The organism is Avibacterium sp. 20-132, assembly GCF_023611925.1.
Classification (GTDB): domain Bacteria; phylum Pseudomonadota; class Gammaproteobacteria; order Enterobacterales; family Pasteurellaceae; genus Avibacterium.
Window position 1 is genome coordinate 1,160,028 of record NZ_CP091456.1, and the last position, 21,599, is coordinate 1,181,626.

A 21,599-nucleotide genomic window follows, 5' to 3' on the forward strand; every position below is an offset into this window, starting at 1 on the left:
TATAGCACATCGCCATAAGCAAGATCTTTCATTTAAGCTCGCAGATTATACCGAAAAAAAAGGAATATTCAAGGGGCGAGATTATTCCGCTATAATAAGCGCAATTTTTGTTTGTTAAGGCTCGCATAATGAAACTTGTCCGTGTGGCGCTAGCCGTGCCATTATTCCAATTTTTTGATTATCTTCTGCCAGAGGGCTTCTCTCCTGCGGTAGGGGGGCGTGTGATTGTGCCATTTGGAAGGCAGAAACGCGTGGGGATCGTGGTAGATTTGCCGAGCCAAAGTGAGGTTGCCCCACAACAGCTTAAAGCAATCTTGACCGTACTTGATGAGCAAACTCTGTTTAATGAACCTGTGTGGCAATTGATCCACTGGGCGGCAAATTATTATCAAGCGCCATTGGGTGAAGCCTTATTCCAAGCGCTGCCGGTGAAATTGCGGCAAGGGGAAAGTGCGGTGGAAAATTCGCCCGTTTTTTTCCGCATTACCGAACAGGGGGAACAAGCCTTACGTGAGCATTCACTTAAACGAGCGAAGAAACAGCAAGAAGCATTGCAGTTATTAGCTCAACAACCACTGGAAAAAGGGCAAACGCCCTTTTCTACTACAATTTGGCAGCATTTAAAAGAAAAAGGTTATATAGAGGAATACGAACAACAGAAAGTGAGCCGTCCTTGGTATGATCTTGATCAGCCCATTGTTAATGAAGAGAATAAGCATCGTTTAAACAAAGAACAAGCCTTAGCATTAGGGCAAATTGTATTTCATCAAGGCTTTGCCGTTTGGTTGATTGATGGCGTAACAGGTTCGGGCAAAACAGAAATTTATTTGCAAAGCATTGAAGAAACTTTGAAAAAAGGGCGACAAGTGCTAGTCCTTGTGCCTGAAATTGGGCTAACGCCACAAACGGTACAACGTTTTAAAGCACGTTTTAATGTCGTGATTGATGTATTACATTCAAATTTGAATGATAACCAACGCTTACAGGCGTGGCAGCGTGCAAAATCAGGACAAAGTGCCATAATCATTGGCACAAGATCGGCATTATTCACGCAATTTGCGGATCTTGGCTTGATTGTGATAGATGAAGAACACGACAGCTCTTTTAAACAGCAAGATGGCTGGCGTTATCACGCACGGGATTTGGCGGTGGTGTATGCAAAACAATTAGAGATTCCTATTTTATTGGGGTCAGCAACGCCAAGTTTAGAAAGCCTGAATAACGTGAAATTAGGCAAATACCAGCACATTATTTTGCAAAAAAGAGCAGGAAATAGCACCGCACTTCAACAATTCGTGATTGATTTAAAACATCAGCGTATGCAAAATGGATTGTCAGATGCCCTTGCTAATAAAATGCAGGAACATTTACAACAAGGCAACCAAGTCTTGCTGTTTTTAAACCGTCGGGGCTTTGCACCCGTGTTATTTTGCCACGAATGTGGTTGGATTGCAGAATGCCAACATTGTGAAAAACCTTATACTTATCATCAACATCAGCGTGTATTACGTTGCCATCATTGCAGCTCGCAAAAGCCCATTCCTATGCAATGTGGGCATTGTGGCTCAACCCACTTAATGACCACTGGACTTGGCACCGAACAGCTTGAAGAAACCTTAACACAACGCTTCCCCGATTATGTGGTAACGCGTATTGATCGTGATAGCACAGCGCGCAAAGGTAAGTTAGAACAGCATTTGCAAGATATTCAACAAGGCAAAAGCCAGATTTTAATTGGTACACAAATGCTTGCTAAAGGACATCATTTTCCTAATGTCACCTTAGTTGGATTGCTGAATGTGGATAATGCGTTATTTTCTGTAGATTTTCGTGCTGAAGAGCGACTTGCTCAGCTTTATATTCAAGTCGCAGGACGAGCTGGACGTGGCGACAAACGTGGAGAAGTGGTATTGCAAACCCATTATCCAGATCACCCTTTATTACGCACCTTATTAAAAGAGGGGTATGGCGAATTTGCCCAACACGCCTTGCAATTACGCCAGCAAATGGGATTGCCGCCTTATCATTCACAAGCCTTATTTCGTGCGCAAAGCCGTCATAGTGAAGAAGCTGAACAGTTTTTACAGCAAATTGCGCAACAATTACAACAGCAAAATGTGGCAGGTTTACAAATTTATGGTCCTTTACCTGCGCCATTTAGCAAAAAAGCGGGGGCTTACCGTTGGCAGTTATTATTACAACATTCGTCAAAAGCAAAATTACAGCAAGTATTAAGCCAGTTTAAACAGGATATTCCGCAAAAAGCCCATCAAGTCCGTTGGGTGTTAGATGTCGATCCGTTAGATTTAAGTTAAAACTCGCTAGCCATTGCCCCTATTTTTCAGTAGAATTGGAACAATTTTGTCGGATGAAATGAGGGGAAATTTATTTTCTCATCTGTTTTATTGAATAATGATCTTGATTTTTATTCATTATACAATTTAATCGCAATCTTCCATCGCGAATAATACGCGATTTCCGAAAGCAAATTTAGCGTAAATTTCCACCGCACTTTTAAATATAGGGTTTTATTGTGGCTCAACGTGATTATGCTCGCCGTACAGGCAAACCAAAGAAAAAAGCAAAAAAGGTTAATAAACCACTGATTTTAGGGATTGCCGCATTAGTGATCGGCATTTTTGTAGCGGGATTATTCTTGTTAAAAGAAAAATCTAATGACATTGCCCCTGTGCTGATAACGCCAGAGAAAAACACACCAAAAAGTGTGTTGCCTACACCGCCTGAAGAAGTGTGGAGCTATATTAAAGCCTTGGAAACCCGCACTGTGCCAGTGGACGATAATCCAAAATCATTGGAAAAAAATATGCGTTTAACGGAAGAGCAGAAAAAAGTGCTAATCGAAATGGAAAAAGAGCAAAAAGCCGCCGAGGCAGCACGTTTAAAACAATTAGAAGAACGTAAAAAAGCAGAAGAGCTTGCTGCAAAAGAAGCGGCAAGAAAGCCTGCGCCTGTAAAAGTAGAAGTTAGTGAAAGCAAGCCTACAGTGGTAGAAACAACCTCTGTTGTGAAAGCGAAAGAAGACAGCAAAAAAGTGGAAACACCAAAAAAAGCGGAAACACCGAAGAAAGTGGAAACCGCCGTAGCGAAAAATACCGATGGAGAGAGAAAATACGGCTTGCAATGTGGCGCATTTAAAAATCGTCAGCAAGCAGAAAATATTCAAGCGAAATTGGTTTTAGCAGGATTTAATGCACGCGTAAATAGCAGTGCGGATTGGAATCGTGTCGTGATTGGACCTGTGGGAGATCGCACAACCACACAAAAGACACTTGAAAAGGCGAAGTCAATCACCACTTGTGTGTTAATTGGAATGTAAAATCGAACGAAATCACATCAGCCACCTTTTTAAAGGTGGCTTTTTTTTCGCTTGTATTTTGATTTATTTATTGCGAAAAAATAAAAAATCATTAAAATGAACGAACGTTCATTCAGTCCATTCTGTTACTGTGTGTAACTTCCTTTTATTAATTTTTTTAAGGTTATTTTAATGCGTCAATCTGAAAATGAGATGACCGAGCAAATCTTTTTAGCGACAGAAAGGCTTATGGCAGAAGGTGGATTGCATAATCTGTCGATGCACAAAATCGCCAAAGCAGCCAATATTTCTGCGGGAACAATTTATATTTACTTTAAAAGTAAAGAAGAATTGTTAAAAGCCTTTGCTCGTAGAGTGTTTACTCTTTTTTCTAAGGAATTAGAAAAAAATTACGATGAAAACCAACCGCACTTTGAACAATATCGTCAAATGTGGTGGAACATTTGGCATTATTTACAAGACAATCCAATGATTGTGGTGAATATGAGCCAATATCAATCCTTACCTGATTTCTATCAAATTTGTATGGAACAGGAAAAACAAACCCTATGGTATGCGTTTTGCCAAAAAGCAAATCAAGCTGGAGTATTATGTGATTTACCGCCGAAAATATTATTTTCATTAGGTTTAGAAAGTGCGATTAATTTAGCATACGATCACGCTTTTATAAAAACTGAAATTGAAAATGATATTTTAGAGGAAGTTATTATAAGAACTTGGCGATCAATGCAAAAATAGTTTAGTTATAGTTATTATGGAGTTTTTTTATGAGTCTTAATACTCAACCAACGGTTAAAAAACGTTCTCACGTTTTTTGGACGAAGCTGATTTTAATTGTTATTGCCTTAATTTTTATTGGAATGATTGCGGCAAATATTGGCAAAGGCATTGCAATTGGAAAATATATGTCCAGTTTGCCAGAAACGGCAAATCCTGTTACTGCCATGAAAGTGGAAGCAAAGGAATGGACGCCTGTTATTGAAACTACTGGTTTAGTGAGACCAAACCAAGGGGCAATGTTAAGTGCACAAACTGCAGGTACTGTAGCGAAAGTACTAGTTCAATCTGGGCAAGCGGTGAAAAAAGGCGATGTGTTAGTGCAATTAGATAGCTCGGTAGAACAGGCAAATTTATCGGCTTCGCAAGCACAGCTTTCTTCGGTGAAGCAAACCTATCAACGCTATCTCAATCTTTATAAAACGAAAAGTGTTTCGCAACAAGAATTAGATAATGCCAAAGCCAGTTATGATGCTTTAATGGCAAATATTGAAGCATTGAAAGCAACAATTGAACGTCGTCAGATTGTTGCTCCTTTTGATGGAGTTACGGGTATTGTAAAAGTGAATGTCGGGCAATATGTAACAATGGGCAGTGAAATTGTTCGTGTTGAAGATCGTAGCCAAATGAAAGTTGATTTTTCTGTTGCACAAAATGTGTTAGATCAATTGCATTTACAACAAAAGGTTACCGCGACAGCGGATGCGCGTTTAGGGGAAACATTTGGGGCAAAAATTACAGCAATTGAGCCAGCAATTAATGGCGCAACAGGTCTTGTAGATGTGCAAGCCACATTTGATCCAGAAGATGGACAAAAATTGCTTTCTGGTATGTTCACTCGTTTACGCATCGCTTTACCAACAGAACAAAATCAGGTTGTCGTGCCACAAGTTGCGGTGAGCTACAATATGTACGGCGAAATTGCCTATGTTTTAACCGCACTTTCTAATGATGAAAAACAAACTTTATTAGATAATGATAAATTTCCACACAAAGATGACATTGATAAGGTATATCGTGCGAAACAAATCACTGTCTTTACCAAAGATCGTCAAGGCATTTATGCGCAATTAAAAGGCGATGATGTGAAAGTGGGGGATTTAATCATCACGGGCGGTCAGCAGCGTATTGGTAATGGCAGCTTAGTTTTTGTGACGGATAAAGCGGGTGTTGGTACAGCAGAACCTGTGAAGAAAACTAATCTTTAATTTAGGAAGTGTGTGAATGAAATTTACAGATATTTTTATTCGTCGCCCTGTATTAGCAGTTTCGATTAGCTTGCTGATTATTATTTTGGGGTTGCAAGCTATTTCAAAGCTCAGTGTACGTGAATATCCCAAAATGACCACAACGGTAATTAATGTTACGACAACTTACCCAGGGGCAGATGCAAACTTAATTCAGGCTTTTGTTACCTCTAAATTGGAAGAAGCAATTGCACAAGCAGATAATATTGATTATATGTCTTCTGAAAGCCGTCCTAATGCTTCAGCAATTACGGTAAAAATGAAGTTAAATACAGATCCAAATGCAGCATTAGCCGATGTGTTAGCAAAAGTAAATTCAGTACGTTCTGCATTACCAAATGGAATTGATGATCCGGCAATTACCTCATCAACTGGGGGATCGGGCATCATGTATATTAGTTTCCGTTCTAATAAGTTAGATGCAAGCCAAGTAACGGACTATATTGAACGTGTAGTAAAACCACAATTCTTTACCATTGAAGGGGTGGCAAAAGTTTCCATTTATGGGGCATCACAATATGCCATGCGTATTTGGTTAGATCCACAAAAAATGGCATCGCAAAACCTTTCCGCACCAGAAGTGATGGCAGCTTTATCAGCCAATAACGTTCAAACAGCAGCAGGAAACGATAACGGTTATTTTACGGTATATAAAAATAAAGTTGAAACTACGACCAAAACCGTAGAGCAATTACGTAATTTAATTGTTTATTCTAAAGGGGATAATTTAGTTCGTTTACGTGATATTGCAGAGGTAGAATTAAATAAAGAAAGTGATGATAGCCGTGCGGTTGCAAATGGTTCTGATTCTGTTGTGTTAGCTATTGATCCAGCCTCAACAGCGAATCCACTAACTGTTGCAAAAAATATTCGTCCATTATATGAGAGTATTAAACGTAATCTACCTGATAGTATGGAAACGGATATCTTATATGACCGTACTATTGCTATTAATAGTTCTATTGATGAAGTGGTAAAAACCATTTTAGAGGCAACCATTATCGTATTGGTGGTGATTACCTTATTTATTGGTTCATTCCGAGCGATTTTAATTCCTGTCATTACCATTCCAATTTCTTTAATTGGGGTGATTATGATGTTGCAAGCGTTTGATTTTTCCATCAATCTCATGACGTTGCTAGCATTAATTCTGGCAATTGGGCTTGTGGTGGACGATGCGATTGTGGTGCTAGAAAACGTGGATCGTCATATTAAATTAGGCGAAACACCATTTCGAGCTGCAATTATAGGGACAAGAGAAATTGCTGTTCCTGTTATTTCGATGACCATTGCATTGATTGCAGTATATTCTCCAATGGCATTAATGAGTGGAATTACAGGTTCACTGTTTAAAGAGTTTGCACTCACTTTAGCTGGTGCGGTATTTATTTCAGGGATTGTGGCGTTAACGCTTTCTCCAATGATGAGTAGTAAATTGCTTAAGCCACATACTGAACCGTCAAAACTTGAGCAACGTATCGAAAATACTTTAGGAAAATTAACCCGCACTTATGAATACCTGCTAGGTATCATTATGAATAGCCGTAAGTTTGTATTGGCTTTTGCTGTGGTAATCTTTGCAACATTGCCAATGCTATTTAATTCTCTTTCTAGCGAATTAACCCCTGTTGAAGATAAAGGCGCATTTTTGGCATTAGGTACGGCACCTGCAAATGTGAATGTGGATTATGTACAAGGGGCAATGAAAGGTTATGAAGATATTTTGAAAAATACCGAAGAAGTCGGTTTTTCAATGGTTATCTCAGGTGCACCAAGTTCGAATCAATCTCTAAATGTCGTAACGCTGAAAGATTGGAAAGAACGTTCACGTAAACAAAGTGAAGTGCTTGCTGAATTAAATCAAAAAGCCCAAGCTATTCCTGAAATTTCGGTGAGTGGTTTCGCTTTCCCTGAAATTGAAACCGGTGAACAAGGCCCACCAGTGAGCTTTGTGATTAGTACAGCGAAGGATTATAAAGAATTGGCAGACATTGCCGGGGCTTTTTTAGATAAAATGAAAAACTCAGGGCAGTTTGTGTATACCTCTTTAGCGTTGAAATTTGATACCGCGCAGATGAAAATCACCATTGATAAAGAAAAAGCGGGAACCTATGGGGTATCTATGCAGCAAATTAGTAATACACTAGGTAGCTATCTTTCTGCTGCAACCATCACCCGTGTAGATATTGATGGACGTGCGTATAAAGTGATTTCACAAGTTAAGCGCAAAGATCGTTTATCTCCAGAAAGTATGGATAACTATTATGTCAAAGCAAGTAATGGCGAATCTGTACCGTTAAGCAGTTTTTTAACGGTAACGCTTGAATCACAGCCAAGTTCATTACCTCGTTTTAGCCAGTTAAATTCTGCGATTATTGGTGCAGTGCCTTCACCAACAATTAGTATTGGTGATGCGGTGAAGTGGTTACAAGACACAGCGAATCAGGATTTACCACAAGGCTATAACTACGACTTCAAAGGTGAAGCACGTCAGCTTGTACAAGAAGGCAATTCATTAGGCGTTACTTTTGCCTTAGCAGTGATTATTATCTTCCTTGTGTTAGCAATTCAATTTGAATCTATCCGCGATCCATTAGTGATTATGATTTCTGTACCACTTGCTGTGAGTGGCGCGTTATTTGCCTTAAATTTATTTGGTTTCTTCGGTATTGCTGGAACAACCTTAAATATTTACTCACAAGTGGGCTTGATTACGCTTGTAGGCTTAATTACGAAACACGGTATCTTAATGTGTGAAGTGGCAAAAGAAGAGCAGCTTTATCATCATAAAAATCGAATGGAAGCAATTATGTCTGCGGCCAAAGTTCGTTTACGTCCTATTTTAATGACAACCGCTGCAATGATTGCAGGGTTAATTCCATTGCTATATGCGACAGGCGCAGGTGCAGTGTCTCGCTTTAGTATTGGTATTGTGATCGTAGCAGGATTGGCAATTGGTACGCTCTTTACCTTGTTCATCTTGCCTGTCATTTATACTTATATCGCAAGTGAGCATAAACCATTACCAGAGTTTGATGAAAGCATCAAACCTATTGAAGACAATGGTCAGCATTAATTAATCATCAAAAAATCAAAAGCTACCTCTGGGTAGCTTTTTTATTGACGAAAAAAGAAAGTGCGGGGAGATTTTGCGGAATTTTATAAAAAAATGAGAAAAAAGCACCGCACTTTAAAAATTAAAAAATCTTTCCTAGCGATTGAGTTAGATTGCCCTTTGCTGTAAACTAACATCCCGTCTTATTACAATGATTATCAATTTTTTCATCTCAACAAATTAGGTTCTATTTATGGCTACCAACTATATTTTTGTAACGGGCGGCGTGGTTTCTTCCCTTGGTAAAGGGATTGCAGCGGCATCATTGGCCGCAATTTTAGAAGCTCGTGGTTTGAATGTAACCATTATGAAACTGGATCCTTATATTAATGTGGATCCCGGCACAATGAGTCCAACCCAACACGGTGAAGTATTTGTGACCCAAGACGGCGCAGAAACGGATCTCGATCTCGGGCATTATGAGCGTTTTATTCGCACTAAAATGACCAAACGCAATAATTTCACTACGGGTAAAATTTATTCTGAAGTCTTACGCAAAGAGCGTCGAGGCGACTATCTTGGGGCGACCATTCAAGTTATCCCACATATCACCAACGAAATTAAAGCTCGCGTGATTGATGGCGCAGCGGGACACGATGTGGCTATCGTGGAAGTGGGCGGAACAGTGGGGGATATTGAATCATTACCGTTCTTAGAGGCATTACGTCAGCTTGCTGTGCAAGTGGGGCGTGAACGTACGATTTTTATGCACCTAACCCTTGTGCCTTATATTCCAACAGCGGGCGAAGTGAAAACCAAGCCAACGCAACATTCAGTTAAAGAATTGCTCTCAATTGGAATTCAGCCTGATGTGTTAATTTGCCGTTCTGATCGTATGATCCCACCGAATGAACGTGCCAAAATTGCCTTGTTCTGTAATGTGCCAGAACGTGCGGTGATTTCGTTAAAAGATGTGAATTCTATTTATCAGATTCCAGCTTTATTGAAATCACAAGGCCTAGATGAGTTTATTTGTCAGCGTTTCCAGCTAGATTGCCCTGAAGCGGATTTAAGCGAATGGGAGCAAGTGCTTTATCAACAAGCTAACCCAACAGGTGAAGTAACCATTGGTATGGTAGGGAAATATATTGAGTTACCTGATGCTTATAAATCCGTGAATGAAGCATTAAAACACGGGGGATTAAAAAACCGTCTAAATGTGAATATTAAGTATATTGATTCAGAAGATGTTGAAAGCAAAGGTACAGAGGTGCTAAAAGGCTTAGATGGTATTTTAGTGCCGGGTGGCTTTGGCTATCGTGGGGTGGAAGGCAAAATTCGCACCGCACAATATGCCCGAGAAAACAACATTCCGTACTTAGGCATTTGTTTAGGAATGCAAGTGGCATTAATTGAATATGCGCGTCATAAAGCAGGATTGACCGAAGCAAATTCCACTGAGTTTGATAAAAATTGTAAACAACCTGTGGTGGGCTTAATTACAGAATGGCAAGATGCAGAAGGAAATATCGAAACCCGTAGTGATAAGTCTGATCTTGGTGGCACAATGCGTTTAGGCGCACAGCAATGTCATCTTGCCGAAGGCAGCCGAGCGCGTGAGCTATATGGTGCAGAAACCATTGAAGAGCGTCATCGTCATCGTTACGAGGTAAACAATACCCTATTACCACAAATTGAAAAAGCCGGTTTAAAAGTAACAGGGCTATCTGCGGATAAAAAATTAGTGGAAATTATTGAAGTACCAAATCACCCTTGGTTTGTTGCTTGTCAGTTCCACCCTGAATTTACCTCAACTCCACGTGATGGTCATCCATTATTTGAGGGCTTTGTCAAGGCAGCAAAAGAACATCAGAAAAATAGTTAAAAAATAGTGTTTTGATCAAATAAGCAGTATTTTTAACAAGACAAATTCAGAAAAACGCTTTACTATAAGTGCGATTTTTCAAGAATTCATTTTGAACTTAAAAGAGGAAAATAAAATGGCGAAAATCGTTAAAATTATTGGTCGTGAAATCATTGACTCGCGCGGTAACCCAACTGTTGAAGCAGAAGTTCACCTTGAAGGTGGTTTTGTCGGTCTGGCTGCTGCACCATCTGGCGCATCAACAGGTTCTCGTGAAGCATTAGAATTACGCGATGGCGATAAATCTCGTTTCTTAGGTAAAGGTGTGTTAAAAGCGGTTGAAGCGGTAAATGGCCCAATCGCACAAGCCTTAGTGGGTAAAGATGCCACTAACCAAGCAGAAATCGACCAAATTATGATCGACTTAGACGGCACGGAAAATAAATCTAAATTCGGTGCAAATGCAATTTTAGCGGTTTCTCTTGCTAACGCGAAAGCAGCGGCAGCATCTAAAGGTTTACCACTTTATGCGTGGATTGCAGAGCTAAACGGCACACCGGGCGTTTACTCAATGCCATTACCAATGATGAACATTATCAATGGTGGTGAACACGCAGATAACAACGTGGATATTCAAGAGTTTATGATCCAACCAGTGGGTGCGAAAACCTTAAAAGAAGCACTACGTATCGGTGCTGAAGTATTCCATAACCTTGCTAAAGTATTAAAATCTAAAGGTTTAAGCACCGCAGTAGGTGATGAGGGTGGTTTTGCACCTAACCTAGAATCAAATGCAGCAGCGCTTGCTTGTATCAAAGAAGCGGTAGAGAAAGCCGGTTATGTATTAGGTAAAGATGTTACATTGGCAATGGACTGTGCATCATCTGAATTCTACAACAAAGAAAACGGTATGTACGAAATGAAAGGTGAAGGTAAATCATTCACTTCTCAAGAATTTACTCACTACTTAGAAGGTTTATGCAAAGAGTACCCAATCGTGTCTATCGAAGATGGTCAAGACGAATCAGATTGGGACGGTTTCGCATACCAAACTAAAGTACTAGGCGATAAAGTTCAATTAGTGGGTGATGACTTATTCGTAACTAACACCAAAATCTTAAAAGAAGGGATTGAAAAAGGGATTGCAAACTCAATCTTAATTAAATTCAACCAAATTGGTTCATTAACTGAAACTTTAGCTGCAATCAAAATGGCAAAAGATGCAGGTTACACAGCGGTTATCTCACACCGTTCAGGCGAAACAGAAGATGCAACTATTGCAGATTTAGCGGTAGGTACAGCAGCAGGCCAAATCAAAACAGGTTCAATGAGCCGTTCTGACCGTATTGCGAAATACAACCAATTAATCCGTATCGAAGAAGCATTAGGCGACAAAGCCCCATTCTTAGGATTAAAAGCGGTTAAAGGTCAAGCGTAATTTATTACCTGATTTACCTAAGCCACCGAATTACCGGTGGCTTTTTATTACCTAAAAATAGGAGAAACAATGCTTTATTCTGTTCTTGATGAAAAGCTAAAAATTGGTGAAAAATACCGTTGTGGCGCACATTCACCACAGCACGAACATTTACTGGTTATTTTTGAAGATGATGGTGAAACAGGCTATTTTTATGCCCTTGATTTGCATCAGAGATCTCAGCCTGTAGTGGATAGTCTTTTTGTATATGCAGTGAATGATATTGATAAAAATTCTTTAGCTGAGCCACGAGATTTACAGATTTGTTGGTCAGAAAATGGTTATCAAGCCTTTTTACTGATTAATGGTTATCCTCACGCCGTATTTGATTTTCACCAATTTGTTGGCTACAACCACAGTAAATATCCTACACCAAATTTTGAAAGTATGTGGGTGCATAAAGAAACGACACAAGAGCTTGTTAATCAATGGATTATAAGATAATGTTTGACATATTAGTTGTTTTGAAATCACACATTATGTAGCTATCTTGGCAATTCCCGTTGTATTTCTTACTTTCTATTTTTTATAATGTCCGAAATTTTTTGTCTCATTTAGTATGAAAAAAATAGTAATAATTCCTACCGCACTTTGTTTACTTTCGGGTTGTGGCACGGTGGTGAAGTTGGTCGATCCAAGTAAACCTTATGAAAGCTATGCGGGTACAAAATATGATTGGCAGATGGCTCAAAAATGGGGACTGCCAATTTTAGATTTGCCTTTATCTTTTTTATTAGACACCGCATTATTGCCCTATGCGTGGGCGGAAGAAGCCAAATGAAATTAAATGTACAACAACAACAAGCCGTTCATTATGTCTCTGGACCTTGCTTGGTTTTAGCGGGCGCTGGTTCGGGGAAAACGCGAGTTATCATCAATAAAATTGCGTATTTAATCGCAAATTGTGGTTATTCCGCCAAGCAAATTGCGGCGGTAACCTTCACTAATAAAGCGGCACGAGAGATGAAAGAACGGGTGGCACATTCTATTGGCAAAGCGCAAAGTCGCGGTTTGACGATTTCTACCTTCCATACCCTTGGCTTTGAGATTGTAAAGCGAGAATATAAGCATTTAGGGCTAAAATCTTCGATCACTTTATTTGATGATTCGGATCAAATGGCGTTATTAAAGGAATTAACCCAAGATCTTCTACAACAAGATAAAGATTTATTGAAAGCGTTGATTACGTGTATTGCCCGTTGGAAAAATGATCTTATTTTGCCTGCACAAGCCCTTGCAATGGCAGGGGATCCCCAAGAACAAACATTCGCCCAATGCTATCAACGCTATGCCACTCAGTTGCGTGCTTATAATGCCTTAGATTTTGATGATTTAATTATGCAGCCTACTTTGCTGTTACGTGAAAATGCAGAAGTGCGGTCAAAATGGCAGGCAAAAATTCGCTATTTGCTGGTAGATGAATATCAGGATACTAATACGAGCCAGTATGAATTAATCAAATTGTTGGTGGGGGAGGCTGCGAGATTTACCGTAGTAGGCGATGACGATCAATCTATTTATTCTTGGCGTGGTGCAAAACCGCAAAATATGGCTCGCCTAAAAAATGATTTCCCACAGTTAGAAGTGATTAAACTTGAGCAAAATTATCGTTCTACAGGGCGAATTTTGCATTGTGCTAATATTTTGATTGCCAACAACGATCACGTTTTTGATAAAAAATTATTTTCTACCTTGGGTGAAGGGGAAAAATTACAAGTGATCGAGGCTAAAAATGAGGAAAATGAAGCAGAACGGGTGGTAGGAGAGCTGATTACACACCGTTTTATGCGTAAAACCCAATACCGTGATTATGCCATTTTGTATCGGGGAAATCATCAATCCCGTTTATTTGAAAAGGTACTTATGCAAAATCGTATTCCTTACAAGATTTCTGGCGGTACGTCTTTTTTCTCAAGGGCTGAAATTAAAGATATGATGGCATATTTGCGCGTTTTGGTGAACCAAGATGATGATGCCGCATTGCTACGTATTATCAATACGCCAAAGCGAGAAATTGGTACGGCAACCCTTGAAAAATTGGGATCATTGGCATCAGCAAAACATATCAGTTTATTTGAAGCCATTTTTGATTTTGAATTAATTCAACGCGTTACGCCAAAAGCTTATGATGCGTTGCAAAATTTTGCGCGTTGGATTGTTGAGCTTAATGATGAAATTTTACGCGCTGAACCAGAAGATGCCATTCGCCGAATGTTAAGCCAATTGCATTATGAAGAATATCTTTACGAAACGGCCACTTCACCAAGAATGGCAGAAGTACAAAGTAAAAATGTGGCGACCTTATTCCAATGGGTAGCAGAAATGCTCAAAGGCGATGAATTTAATGAGCCAATGACGCTCAATCAAGTGGTCGCCCGCCTAACCTTGCGTGATATGTTAGAGCGTGGAGAAGAAGATGATGAAAGTGATCAAGTGCAATTGATGACATTACACGCCTCAAAAGGGCTGGAATTTCCTCACGTTTTTTTAGTGGGAATGGAAGAAAATATCCTGCCACACCAAACCAGCATTGATGAAGACAATGTGGAAGAAGAACGACGCTTAGCCTATGTAGGGATTACACGCGCGCAACAAACACTGACCTTTTCCTTATGCAAAGAGCGGCGACAATTTGGCGAAGTTTTTAAACCGATGCCAAGCCGCTTTTTAGATGAGTTGCCGCCAGATGATGTGCAATGGGAAAAAGACAAACCAGTAATGACAACAGAAGAAAAGCAGAACCAAACAAAGAAAAACCTTGCGAATCTACGCGCGATTTTGAAAGGCTAGTTGATATTTATTCCTTGTTGTAGATAAATCATTCAAACAAATAATTATTTGCAAAAAATCGTTTGACTTATGCTGAGGCAATCCGTATTATACCGCCCACAAACCGATTGCGGTGAGATGGCCGAGAGGCTGAAGGCGCACCCCTGCTAAGGGTGTATAGGGGAAACTCTATCGAGGGTTCGAATCCCTCTCTCACCGCCATTTACTCAGGGCACCCGTAGCTCAGCTGGATAGAGTACTCGGCTACGAACCGAGCGGTCAGAGGTTCGAATCCTCTCGGGTGCGCCATTTTGTTGAGCTCTACAGCAAAATTAAAATGATTAAATGATTGGTTAGTATAACTCAAATACGCACCCGTAGCTCAGCTGGATAGAGTACTCGGCTACGAACCGAGCGGTCAAAGGTTCGAATCCTTTCGGGTGCGCCATCTTATCTAATACCTTTTTTATTTACTTCTCTTAATATATTTTCATACTGTCTTAGTTAGAATTTGTGGTTGGCTTAATGAAAGCGAATAAATATTTGCGATAAAATGCGTTTGTTCACTGTCAGGAATTGAGATAGGTAGTAATGCAAGCAATTCTGAATGGCGTTGAAAAATCTGTGGAAAAACAACCGCACTTTGTATTTCAGCCAAAATATCCGCTGCGAGTGGGGTTGCAGTATAACCCCGTTTTATTCGCCCTAATGCCATTGCAATATGATTGAATAGCATTAAAACCTGTGGGCTTTCGACATCAACGTGCCATTGCTTGAGCAAATGATCGCGGATATGTAGCATCCATTGCACGATTTCTTCATCGATCAACTTTCGTTGTAATAAAAAAGTTAATTGTTGTTGCAGCCTCATTGCCACCTCGAAATCATTTTTCGGTTAGAAAGTGCGGTAGTTTTTTGTGATAAATTCTGTTTAAGCCTAACTTTACCGAAATCTCTTCAAATAAAACAGTGCAGAGATCACAAATTTGTAGCAAAATACGAAAAATTTTAAAAAAGGGAGTGATTAATGAGAGATTTAGCGTTTTTGGCTGATTATGATGGGCTCATTTTTGATATGGATGGTACCGTCATCGACACAATGCCGAGTCATAAAAAAGCGTGGGATAAAGTGGGGGAAACCTTGGGTTATCCTTTGAATGGGCAGATGATTTATGACCTTGGTGGCGCGCCCGTAAAAGTGATTGCTGAAAAAATGATGAAAGAAGCGGCAATGCCAATGGCGTTGTTTGACGAAGTGATTCAATTGAAACGCCAATATGGCATTGAATTAATTATGCAACATTCCACCTTATTACCCGCTGCACAGGTGGTGAAAAAATTTGCTGGACAAAAACCATTAGCGTTGGGAACGGGATCGCACCGTAATGTAACTAATTTATTGCTTGATAAATTTGATTTACATTCTTATTTTGATGCGGTGGTTACCGCAGAAGATGTAGTTAATCACAAACCTGAACCCGATACATTTTTACGCTGCGCAGAATTGATCAAGGTTAATCCACAACGTTGTGTGGTATTTGAAGATGCAGATCTTGGCGTGCAAGCTGGGTTGGCTGCGGGAATGGACGTTTTTGATGTGCGTATCAATCAATTGATTAAGGGTAATTAAATGTTATCTGATAAACAAAAAATGCTTGCAGGCTTAGCGCATAAACCCAATGATCCTGAATTAGCACAACTTCGTCTTGAAAATAAAAAGCGACTTTTTCAATACAATACACAAATTTGCCCTTCGGAAACAGAAAAAAGAGCGGTGTTAATTCAGCAGATTTTAGGGAAATGTAAAAATGAACCTCATATTAATGCCCCGTTTTTTTGTGATTATGGCTGCTTTATTGAAGTTGGAGCGAATTTTTTTGCTAATTATAATTGTACAATGCTTGATAATGGAGGGATCACCATTGGGGATAATGTGATGCTAGCACCAAATGTGAGCCTTTATACGGTAGGGCATCCTCTTGATGCGGCGTTACGCAATCAAGATTGGGAACACGCACTGCCGATTTCTATTGGCAATAATGTATGGGTGGGGGGCAATGCCATTATCTTAGGCGGAGTAACGATTGGCGATAACGTGGTGATTGGCGCAGGAGCAGTAGTGAACAAAGATATTCCCGCCAATAGCCTTGTGGTAGGCAATCCAGCCAAAGTGATACGCCAAATTACAGAGCAAGATAGGCTCAATTACATTCACAAATATATGGCAGGCTATGCTTGATTGGCTGAGAGAGGGGCTATTGGGATCACAAAATAGCCTGTGGATAATGTTTAGTAGTGCCTTTCTTAGCGCCACCGTGCTACCCGGCAATTCTGAAATTATTTTCCTTTTTTTGACCGCACCTTTTATTGGGACGATTTTTTCCATTGATCTTGTTGAATTGCTTATTGCTGCCGTGCTTGGCAACACATTAGGTGGTATGACCACGTATATGATTGGACGCGGGCTTCCAAAACTAGAACAAAAAAATCGACAACAACGCTGGGCATTAAATAAAATTCAGCGCTATGGCATTTGGACATTATTATTAAGCTGGTTACCCATTGTGGGCGACGCATTTTGTGCGATGGCAGGTTGGTTGCAGTTTAACTGGTTGAAATCCTTATTATTTATAATGATTGGAAAATTATTTCGCTATATGTTGTTATTGCTCATTAGCCATATTTAAGTAAAAAAAAGCCACCTTGAAAGGTGGCAAATAACCTAAGGAACCAATTTTTATTAAACAACTGCAAGTTGCTATTTTTTGTGGAAGGCTATAATAACATAACTTGAAGAAAATTTACAAAAAATTACAAAAATAAATTTGGGTTGTTCGCTTTTTGTACTTTGCTTATACTAGCTTGACGTGTATAACTCGGTTATTGCAGAAATTAGGCAAGAAAAAGCCACTCACAAAGAGTGGCAAAAATAACTTAAGGAATCAAATTTATTAAAACAACTGCAAGTTGCTATACTGTCAGACCGAATAATAACAGAAAAGTTCAGAGAATATTGAATTTTTTTTACAAAAATTTACATTTTAATTCAAGAAAAGGAAACCTTATGCCATTACTCGATAGTTTTAAAGTTGATCATACAAAAATGAATGCCCCTGCGGTACGTGTTGCAAAAACAATGCGAACCCCAAAGGGCGATGACATTACGATTTTTGATTTACGTTTTTGTCTTCCAAATAAAGAGATTTTACCCCCTAAAGGTATTCATACCTTAGAACATCTTTTTGCTGGCTTTATGCGTGATCACTTGAACAGTGAAAATGTCGAAATTATTGATATTTCGCCAATGGGTTGCCGTACGGGATTTTATATGTCATTGATCGGCACGCCAAACGAGCAGCAAGTGGCGCAGGCTTGGCTTGCTTCTATGAATGATATTTTGCAAGTGCAAGATCAAAAAAATATTCCTGAATTAAACGAATATCAATGTGGTACTTACACTGAACATTCTTTGCCAGAAGCCCATCAAATTGCACAACATATCCTTGAACGTGGTGTCGGGGTAAATAAAAATGAAGATTTATTATTAGATGAACGTCTTTTAACACAATAATCGTTAATTAAAGAAGGAAAATGCAATGGCAACATTAGGTACGGCACTCACTGCAAATGCAACGAAAGTGATGATGTTAGGATCAGGTGAATTAGGCAAAGAAGTGGTGATTGAGTTACAACGTTTGGGCGTTGAAGTGATTGCCGTTGATCGTTATGAAAATGCACCTGCTCAACAAGTAGCTCATCGTGCTTATACCATTTCAATGCTTGATGGTGAAGCATTGAAAGCGTTAGTGGAAAAAGAACAGCCAGATTATATTGTGCCTGAGGTAGAGGCGATTGCGACGGAAACCTTGATGGAATTAGAGCAAGCTGGGTTTAATGTTGTCCCTACGGCGAAAGCCACTCGCTTAACGATGAACCGTGAAGGCATTCGCCGTTTAGCCGCCGAAGAATTAGGCTTGCCAACATCGCCTTATCAGTTTGTTGATAATTTTGCGGATTTCCAACGGGCAGTGGAAAAAATTGGTGTGCCTTGTGTGGTAAAACCGATTATGTCTTCTTCTGGACACGGACAAAGTATCGTGAAATCCCTTGAACAGTTGCAAGCTGCGTGGGATTATGCCCAGCAAGGCGGACGCGCTGGGGCAGGACGTGTGATTGTTGAAGGGTTCGTAAAATTTGATTATGAAATTACCTTGCTTACGGTTCGTCATATCGGTGGCACGGCGTTCCTTGCCCCTATTGGGCATCGTCAAGAAGAGGGCGATTATCGTGAATCTTGGCAACCTCAAGCAATGTCTGAAGTAGCATTAGCGAAAGCCCAGCAAATTGCAGAAAAAATCACGGCTGCACTAGGTGGGCGAGGCATTTTTGGTGTAGAAATGTTTGTATCGGGCGATGATGTTATTTTCAACGAAGTGTCGCCTCGTCCACACGATACAGGAATGGTTACCCTTATCTCGCAGGAATTATCAGAATTTGCTTTGCACGCTCGTGCAATTTTAGGGCTTCCAATTCCACAAATAAATTTAATTAGCCCAGCTGCCTCAAAAGCCATTGTGGTAGAGGGGTATTCGCAAAATGTACAGTTTGCGGGATTAGAAAATGTGCTAGTTGAACCTAATACCGATCTTCGTTTATTTGCTAAAGGTGAAGTGCAAGGGCATCGCAGAATGGGGGTATTACTCGCTCGTGATGAGAATGTCGAGAAAGCGTTGCAAAAAGTACAACGTGCTTACGATAAACTGGAAATTATTTTATAACAAGTAGGCGAACAACGTTCGCCTCGTTTATATTCAGTCATCGTTTCGATAAAGTGCGGTAGAAAATTGACTTGGATTTTTGTTTATAGATAGACAGTGCAGAATATAGAATGCCGTTTTAAGGTGAATTAACTTGTTTTCGCATCTCGCGGAGATATCTTATTCTGAACTTAAATCAGGCGATGAGCGATTTCCTTATTTAAGTACTGAATCCCACAACACAGATATAGCTTAAAATAGCGTAAAAAATCACCGCACTTAATAACAGCAAGCCTTTGGCTTTTGGTGCATTGCGTTGATGAATCAGGTAAAGTATTCTTGCACTAATGCCTAAAATGAGCGGGTAAACCCAGAAAAAAATGGACATCAACGTGATTTGTAAATCGCTCAAACTTGGGTTTTTCAATAAATTTGGCGAGATAAGTAGCGCCAAAGGCCATAACAAAATGGGCAGGCAGAAAATGGCAAGCGCCCAAGTGAAAGGGCTAAAGCCAGTAGGCATTTTTTGTTTATTCATATTCAGCAATCATTTATTCAATATTTTGGGAGAAAGGAATATAACAAATGCAACGTTTATTTGGTAGTGAAATCAGCAATTTTGCCTTTTACTTTCGTGATTATATTGCGCAGAAATATCAAGTGCCACTTGAAGTGAAAGAAGAGCAAACAGAATATGGCATTATGCTTGCTGTATATGTGGCGGAGGATTGCCCACAATTAAGCCAAATAGCGCAAGAGCGTGATGAATTTCTTCGCCATCCTTTTGCTGAGAAATATCAACAAGCCAGTTGGGAAACGGGCAAACTTGAACAAGATAACGAAAATAAAGTGCGGTGGAAATTACCTTCATTTTCACAATGGAAACAACAAAAATTCACCGTTTTTTTAACCGCACTGTGTTTGTGCGTTTACCTTTTTCAGTTGCTCGGTTTTAATCAGCCAATTCTATTGGCAACACATTATCCTGACAGCTATGCGGAACAAGCAGAACTTTGGCGCTATTTTACGCATAGCCTTGTGCATCTTTCCCTTTGGCATATCACCTTTAATTTAGTGTGGTGGTGGATTTTTGCAGGGCAAATTGAGCAGAAATTTGGCACAACAACCCTTGTTCTATTGTATTTGCTTTCCGCCTTTATCAGTGGCTTTGCACAAAATATCGCCTCGGGGCCCGCATTTTTTGGCTTATCTGGTGTCGTGTATGCGGTGTTGGGTTATGTTCTTGTATTAGATAAATTTAGTCGCCAGTCGCTCTTTCATTTACCGCAAGGCTTTTTTACTATGCTCCTTGTTGGTATTGCCTTTGGTTTTGTTAGCCCATTGATTGGGATTTCGATGGGAAATAGCGCACATATTAGTGGTTTTCTTACAGGCATTATACTGGCTGGGCTAAAAATCTTGCTTAGTTATCCCAAAAGTCGCATTAAAAAATAAACACAACATAAGTTAGGAATAAGAAATGAAACAATCTCTTCGCCATAAAAAAATCATTTCCTTAGTGAAACAAAATGGCTATCTTAGCACAGAAGATCTGGTCAATTTATTAGGTGTCAGTCCACAAACCATTCGGCGTGATTTAAATGAGCTTGCGGAAAATAATTTAATTAGCCGTCATCACGGAGGCGCAGCTTCGCCATCCACCTCTGAAAATTCGGATTATGTAGAACGGAAACATTTTTTCTCAGCAGAAAAAAGACGAATTGCGGCTGAAGTTGCAAAGATTATTCCAAATGGTGCTTCTTTATTTATGGATATTGGTACGACACCAGAAGCAGTAGCAAATGCGTTGTTAAATCATAAGAATTTACGCATTGTAACCAATAACCTCAATGCCGCTTATATTTTGATGCAGAATAAAAGTTTTAATATTACGATGGCAGGCGGTTCATTACGCCAAGATGGCGGGATTATTGGTGAAGCGACAGTGGCTTTTATTAAACAATTTCGCTTAGATTTTGGTATTTTAGGCATTAGTGCCATTGATGCTGATGGTACCTTGCTAGATTATGATTACCACGAAGTTCAAGTGAAGCGAGCCATTATTGAAAGTTCGCGTAATACCATTCTTGCTACGGATCATTCTAAATTTAATCGCCGTGCAATGGTTTGTCTTGGATCGTTATCAGAGTTGAGCCATTTATTTACCGATACTCCACCGTCTGACACGATCAGCCAATTACTTGAAGCGAGTAATACCGTGGTACATATTTGTGAATAATGTTCATTATTTCATCTGATTAACATAAGGCGATGAGACAAAACAGGAAAAAATAACACCGCACTTGTGAAATAAAA

General features: G+C 39.7%; 19 protein-coding genes and 3 tRNA genes. 20 read left to right on the plus strand and 2 right to left on the minus strand.

The genetic code is table 11. The features are described 5' to 3' along the window. The first annotated feature begins 128 nt into the window (after positions 1-128). From priA to L4F93_RS05580, 13 genes are all read left to right on the plus strand, one after another. Positions 129-2,315 (plus strand): primosomal protein N', encoded by a 2,187-nt coding sequence (gene priA / locus L4F93_RS05520; protein WP_250351478.1) that lies wholly within the window; start codon positions 129-131, stop codon positions 2,313-2,315. A 218-nt stretch (positions 2,316-2,533) separates the two neighbouring features. Further along, on the plus strand, positions 2,534-3,337 hold the full coding sequence (gene ftsN / locus L4F93_RS05525) for a cell division protein FtsN (protein ID WP_250351479.1): 804 nt from the start codon (positions 2,534-2,536) through the stop codon (positions 3,335-3,337). Between the two features lie 171 nt (positions 3,338-3,508). Further along, positions 3,509-4,075: a TetR/AcrR family transcriptional regulator gene (locus L4F93_RS05530; RefSeq protein ID WP_250351480.1), complete on the plus strand. Its 567-nt coding sequence runs from the start codon at positions 3,509-3,511 to the stop codon at positions 4,073-4,075. 29 nt (positions 4,076-4,104) lie between these two features. Next, on the plus strand, positions 4,105-5,322 hold the full coding sequence (gene acrA, locus L4F93_RS05535) for a multidrug efflux RND transporter periplasmic adaptor subunit AcrA (protein ID WP_250351481.1): 1,218 nt from the start codon (positions 4,105-4,107) through the stop codon (positions 5,320-5,322). Positions 5,323-5,338: 16 nt separating this feature from the next. Further along, on the plus strand, positions 5,339-8,437 hold the full coding sequence (acrB, locus tag L4F93_RS05540) for a multidrug efflux RND transporter permease subunit AcrB (RefSeq protein ID WP_250351482.1): 3,099 nt from the start codon (positions 5,339-5,341) through the stop codon (positions 8,435-8,437). 232 nt (positions 8,438-8,669) lie between these two features. Then, positions 8,670-10,301, plus strand: coding sequence for a glutamine hydrolyzing CTP synthase (gene pyrG, locus L4F93_RS05545; RefSeq protein WP_250351483.1), 1,632 nt, complete (start codon positions 8,670-8,672; stop codon positions 10,299-10,301). A 115-nt stretch (positions 10,302-10,416) separates the two neighbouring features. Continuing rightward, on the plus strand, positions 10,417-11,718 hold the full coding sequence (gene eno, locus L4F93_RS05550) for a phosphopyruvate hydratase (protein WP_250351484.1): 1,302 nt from the start codon (positions 10,417-10,419) through the stop codon (positions 11,716-11,718). 69 nt (positions 11,719-11,787) lie between these two features. After that, positions 11,788-12,201, plus strand: a complete 414-nt coding sequence (locus L4F93_RS05555) for a DUF2251 domain-containing protein (protein ID WP_250351485.1) — start codon at positions 11,788-11,790, stop codon at positions 12,199-12,201. Positions 12,202-12,316: 115 nt separating this feature from the next. After that, positions 12,317-12,538: a YceK/YidQ family lipoprotein gene (locus tag L4F93_RS05560; protein WP_250351486.1), complete on the plus strand. Its 222-nt coding sequence runs from the start codon at positions 12,317-12,319 to the stop codon at positions 12,536-12,538. Then, positions 12,535-14,547: a DNA helicase Rep gene (gene rep / locus L4F93_RS05565; protein WP_250351487.1), complete on the plus strand. Its 2,013-nt coding sequence runs from the start codon at positions 12,535-12,537 to the stop codon at positions 14,545-14,547. Before L4F93_RS05560 ends, rep begins: the two co-directional genes overlap by 4 nt. A gap of 111 nt (positions 14,548-14,658) precedes the next feature. Continuing rightward, positions 14,659-14,748, plus strand: a tRNA-Ser gene (locus L4F93_RS05570). A gap of 10 nt (positions 14,749-14,758) precedes the next feature. Then, positions 14,759-14,835: transfer RNA gene (locus L4F93_RS05575), tRNA-Arg, on the plus strand. Positions 14,836-14,897: 62 nt separating this feature from the next. Continuing rightward, positions 14,898-14,974, plus strand: a tRNA-Arg gene (locus L4F93_RS05580). 42 nt (positions 14,975-15,016) lie between these two features. Here L4F93_RS05580 and L4F93_RS05585 read toward each other — a convergent pair. Further along, positions 15,017-15,397: a hypothetical protein gene (locus L4F93_RS05585; protein ID WP_250351488.1), complete on the minus strand. Its 381-nt coding sequence runs from the start codon at positions 15,395-15,397 to the stop codon at positions 15,017-15,019. A 156-nt stretch (positions 15,398-15,553) separates the two neighbouring features. Here L4F93_RS05585 and L4F93_RS05590 point away from each other — a divergent pair, with 156 nt between their 5' ends. The 5 genes from L4F93_RS05590 (at position 15,554) to purT (ending at position 19,304) form a co-directional block, all read left to right on the plus strand. Continuing rightward, positions 15,554-16,156, plus strand: a complete 603-nt coding sequence (locus L4F93_RS05590) for a beta-phosphoglucomutase family hydrolase (RefSeq protein ID WP_250351489.1) — start codon at positions 15,554-15,556, stop codon at positions 16,154-16,156. Beyond that, entirely contained in the window at positions 16,157-16,765 is a 609-nt protein-coding gene (locus L4F93_RS05595) for a sugar O-acetyltransferase (RefSeq protein ID WP_250351490.1), read from the plus strand. Then, positions 16,758-17,213: a YqaA family protein gene (locus L4F93_RS05600; RefSeq protein WP_250351491.1), complete on the plus strand. Its 456-nt coding sequence runs from the start codon at positions 16,758-16,760 to the stop codon at positions 17,211-17,213. Before L4F93_RS05595 ends, L4F93_RS05600 begins: the two co-directional genes overlap by 8 nt. A gap of 377 nt (positions 17,214-17,590) precedes the next feature. Then, positions 17,591-18,097, plus strand: a complete 507-nt coding sequence (gene luxS / locus L4F93_RS05605) for an S-ribosylhomocysteine lyase (RefSeq protein ID WP_250351492.1) — start codon at positions 17,591-17,593, stop codon at positions 18,095-18,097. 25 nt (positions 18,098-18,122) lie between these two features. After that, entirely contained in the window at positions 18,123-19,304 is a 1,182-nt protein-coding gene (purT, locus tag L4F93_RS05610) for a formate-dependent phosphoribosylglycinamide formyltransferase (protein WP_250351493.1), read from the plus strand. Between the two features lie 199 nt (positions 19,305-19,503). Here purT and L4F93_RS05615 read toward each other — a convergent pair whose 3' ends face one another. Further along, entirely contained in the window at positions 19,504-19,821 is a 318-nt protein-coding gene (locus L4F93_RS05615; protein ID WP_250351494.1) for a DUF5389 domain-containing protein, read from the minus strand. 47 nt (positions 19,822-19,868) lie between these two features. Here L4F93_RS05615 and L4F93_RS05620 point away from each other — a divergent pair, with 47 nt between their 5' ends. Both L4F93_RS05620 and L4F93_RS05625 read left to right on the plus strand, forming a co-directional pair. Beyond that, a complete protein-coding gene (locus L4F93_RS05620; protein WP_250351495.1) occupies positions 19,869-20,738 on the plus strand; it encodes a rhomboid family intramembrane serine protease in 870 nt (289 codons plus the stop codon). A gap of 25 nt (positions 20,739-20,763) precedes the next feature. Continuing rightward, positions 20,764-21,522 (plus strand): DeoR/GlpR family transcriptional regulator, encoded by a 759-nt coding sequence (locus tag L4F93_RS05625; protein ID WP_250351496.1) that lies wholly within the window; start codon positions 20,764-20,766, stop codon positions 21,520-21,522. Positions 21,523-21,599: the final 77 nt, after the last annotated feature.

Coding starts and splice junctions, on each gene's coding strand:
- priA (WP_250351478.1), top strand. CDS start 129: ATGAAACTTGTCCGTGTGGCGCTAGCCGTGCCATTATTCCAATTTTTT.
- L4F93_RS05530 (WP_250351480.1), top strand. CDS start 3,509: ATGCGTCAATCTGAAAATGAGATGACCGAGCAAATCTTTTTAGCGACA.
- acrA (WP_250351481.1), top strand. CDS start 4,105: ATGAGTCTTAATACTCAACCAACGGTTAAAAAACGTTCTCACGTTTTT.
- acrB (WP_250351482.1), top strand. CDS start 5,339: ATGAAATTTACAGATATTTTTATTCGTCGCCCTGTATTAGCAGTTTCG.
- pyrG (WP_250351483.1), top strand. CDS start 8,670: ATGGCTACCAACTATATTTTTGTAACGGGCGGCGTGGTTTCTTCCCTT.
- eno (WP_250351484.1), top strand. CDS start 10,417: ATGGCGAAAATCGTTAAAATTATTGGTCGTGAAATCATTGACTCGCGC.
- L4F93_RS05555 (WP_250351485.1), top strand. CDS start 11,788: ATGCTTTATTCTGTTCTTGATGAAAAGCTAAAAATTGGTGAAAAATAC.
- L4F93_RS05560 (WP_250351486.1), top strand. CDS start 12,317: ATGAAAAAAATAGTAATAATTCCTACCGCACTTTGTTTACTTTCGGGT.
- rep (WP_250351487.1), top strand. CDS start 12,535: ATGAAATTAAATGTACAACAACAACAAGCCGTTCATTATGTCTCTGGA.
- L4F93_RS05585 (WP_250351488.1), bottom strand. CDS start 15,397: ATGAGGCTGCAACAACAATTAACTTTTTTATTACAACGAAAGTTGATC.
- L4F93_RS05590 (WP_250351489.1), top strand. CDS start 15,554: ATGAGAGATTTAGCGTTTTTGGCTGATTATGATGGGCTCATTTTTGAT.
- L4F93_RS05595 (WP_250351490.1), top strand. CDS start 16,157: ATGTTATCTGATAAACAAAAAATGCTTGCAGGCTTAGCGCATAAACCC.
- L4F93_RS05600 (WP_250351491.1), top strand. CDS start 16,758: ATGCTTGATTGGCTGAGAGAGGGGCTATTGGGATCACAAAATAGCCTG.
- luxS (WP_250351492.1), top strand. CDS start 17,591: ATGCCATTACTCGATAGTTTTAAAGTTGATCATACAAAAATGAATGCC.
- purT (WP_250351493.1), top strand. CDS start 18,123: ATGGCAACATTAGGTACGGCACTCACTGCAAATGCAACGAAAGTGATG.
- L4F93_RS05615 (WP_250351494.1), bottom strand. CDS start 19,821: ATGAATAAACAAAAAATGCCTACTGGCTTTAGCCCTTTCACTTGGGCG.
- L4F93_RS05620 (WP_250351495.1), top strand. CDS start 19,869: ATGCAACGTTTATTTGGTAGTGAAATCAGCAATTTTGCCTTTTACTTT.
- L4F93_RS05625 (WP_250351496.1), top strand. CDS start 20,764: ATGAAACAATCTCTTCGCCATAAAAAAATCATTTCCTTAGTGAAACAA.